1 pseudogene is annotated in these 3,027 nt (G+C 20.3%); it reads left to right on the top strand.

Features of this window, described 5'->3' with window-relative positions:
• Nucleotides 1–1,988 precede the first annotated feature (1,988 nt).
• Nucleotides 1,989–2,795: pseudogene (locus GFB48_RS17865) on the top strand (NADH-quinone oxidoreductase subunit H).
• Nucleotides 2,796–3,027 lie beyond the last annotated feature (232 nt).

Genomic DNA, 3,027 nt, shown 5'->3' with positions numbered 1-3,027 from the left:
GGGCTTCTTTCCCCCGTTTACGATACGACTTCTTAATAATGTTATCTTGAAAGCATTTCCTTCCTTTTCTTTTTTAGTTAGAATAGTTTTTTTAACAATTTATTCATTAGTTTTAATAAGAGTTATTAAAATATCTAAACAAAGACAATTAATCAGTATGATACAAAAAACTAACAATAGAATAAATAATAGGATCCAAATAATAATTAACTTAGTAAAACTATAAAAATATTGAATTATTGTTCTAAAAACAATAGATATACATATAATAATAGTTAAAATTAAACTAACACTTAAAAAAGAGAGTAAATACATAGGAATAATTTTTAATCAAGTTATTATTAAAAATATTTTTCATCATCTTATTCGAATTGCAACCATAGGTATTCATCAATGAAATGGGAAAATAGCCATTTTACATAAAATAGATACAAAAAAAATAATATTGTTACTTATAGGGATATATATTTCTTCTAGTTGATTTTTAATTACTCCGATAAAACTTACTAAAATGAAAATAGAAATAATAATTTGAGTTAAAAAATATTTTATAGAAATTTCCACAGAGGGAGAAAAATTTTTCTCATTTATTACTAGGTAAAAAGTAAAAGATAATAGTCTAATTTCCATCATAATTCATATTATAAATCAAAATTTTATTATCAGAAACAATAAAGACGATAGTAGTAAAATAATAAGTACCAATAGTTTTAATATTATAAATAGTTTTATTCAATGAGGTATGAACTCAATAGCTTAAATTATAGCTTAATCTATTAAATCATAAAATAAGAATTGTAAATTCTAACTATATTCTTGTGATAATAAGAATAAAAAAATCATTACATCAAAATGATACAAGCTTATTATTCAGATGACTATAAATCATAATTAATGCAAATAATTAATTTTTCATCTAATAAAGATACTTTAGGTGTATTAGCATCATAATTTTTGAGATTAAAGGAAGAAAGTATAAGTTAATTAACTAAATATTATAGATTTAAGAACTTTATGCAAAAGATATGTTAATTAACAGAATTGGTTTATTGTTTATGTTTTATTCCTTTTGTATAAGGTTAATTAAAATTTAGTTATATAAAACAAATTCTTTTATGATCTATAATTAATATATTTAATATGTTGAATAAAATATAATTTATATTTAAATGATTTGCTTGATTATTTTTTTAGTTTAAATTTTTTTTGTTTTATACAATTTTTTTTTTATTATAAATTTATAAAGGATTAGCTTTTTAGAATTCTCTAAAAAAATCTTTTTATAAAGAATTTTTGAAAGTAATTCAAATGATTTTATAACATAAAATTACAAAATTTGTAAAGAAATTTAATTTTTAAAATCTTTTTATAATTAATTAATTAGTATTTTTTTTTACTATAGTAAAAAAACTCAGAAAAATAAAATATAACTGCTTAACAAAAACTTATTCTTATATTTTAAGATGATTCCTGCTCAATGAAAATTATTTAAATTGCCGCTATAGCGCTAAGGTAGCATAATCATTAGTCTTTTAATTGAAGACTTGTATGAATGGATTTATATATTTTAAATTTTACTTGCCTATAAAAATTTATTTGTTCAATGAAAAAATTGAAATTAATTTTAAGACGAGAAGACCCTAAAATTTTTATATTTTTAATTTTTTTTTTAAAAACTAAAAATTTTTATTTGGGGTAAATCTTTATTTTAAAAAATTCTTTGTTTATTTGAACTTAAATTAAAATAATAGGAAAAATACTTTAGGGATAACAGGGTTATTTTTTTTTAGAGTTCTTATCTATAAAAAAGATTACTACCTCGATGTTGGTTTAATAATTCTATTTGTTGAAGAAGGCAAAATAAGAAAGTCTGTTCGACTTTTAAACTATTACATGAACTGAGTTCAAATCGGCGTAAGCCAGATTGGTTTTTATCTATATATTTTTATTTTACTAGTACGAAAGGATTGTAAAGTTAATCATGGATTATGATAAAAAATCTAAAATTTAAAATTTTTATAAAATTTATTATCTCATTAAAATATATTATAATGATTCTTCCAATTTTACTTAGAGTAGCATTTTTTACTTTATTAGAACGAAAAGTATTAGGATATAGCCATATTCGTATAGGGCCTAATAAAGTAGGGCTAATGGGATTTATACAACCTATTTCAGATGCATTAAAGTTATTTTCTAAAGAATATAGAAAAATGATTAATTTGAATTATTTAATATTTTTTTTTTCTCCTATTTTTTTTTTAATTTTAAGATTTCTATCTTGAATGGTATATCCAGTAAATACAATTTATATCCATATATCTGCTATACTATTATTTTGCATTTTAGGTCTTTCTGTTTATTTTCTTTTAATTTCAGGATGATCTAGAAGAAATAAATTTTCTTTATTAGGCTCTTACCGGGGGGTATCTCAAGGAATTTCCTATGAAGTTTTGTTAATTTTAACTATTATTTTAATAAGATTTTTATTTAGAAATTTTTCTTTAAATTATATTATAATAATAAATAATAATAGAGGAATTTGTATAATTCTTTTAATATTGATTGTAATTTGGTTAATGAGATGTGTTGCTGAATGTAATCGTTCTCCTTTTGATTTTTCTGAGGGAGAATCTGAACTTGTAAGAGGATTTAATACCGAGTTTGGGGGAGGTTTATTTTCTTTAATTTTTATTGCAGAATATAGCTTTATACTACTATTTAGTATGTTGACTATAGTTTTGTTTTTAAATATTTTTTTTACTTTTTTTATTACCTTTTATTCATTTTTATGATTTCGGGCTTCTTTCCCCCGTTTACGATACGACTTCTTAATAATGTTATCTTGAAAGCATTTCCTTCCTTTTCTTTTTTTAAATTTTTTTTTTGTTTTTATTTACTTTTATGTTTAATCCAATAAAAAGAATTAATAATTGTTTTCAAAACAATATAATTTTGGACTATAGTTAATACATAAAAATAGCTAAAAAGTATAAAAAACTTAAAATTTTTCCAATTATAATATAT

It is taken from the genome of Paraferrimonas sp. SM1919, assembly GCF_010993985.1.
Lineage (GTDB): Bacteria > Pseudomonadota > Gammaproteobacteria > Enterobacterales > Shewanellaceae > SM1919.
This window is presented reverse-complemented; position numbering and strand designations above follow the sequence as displayed.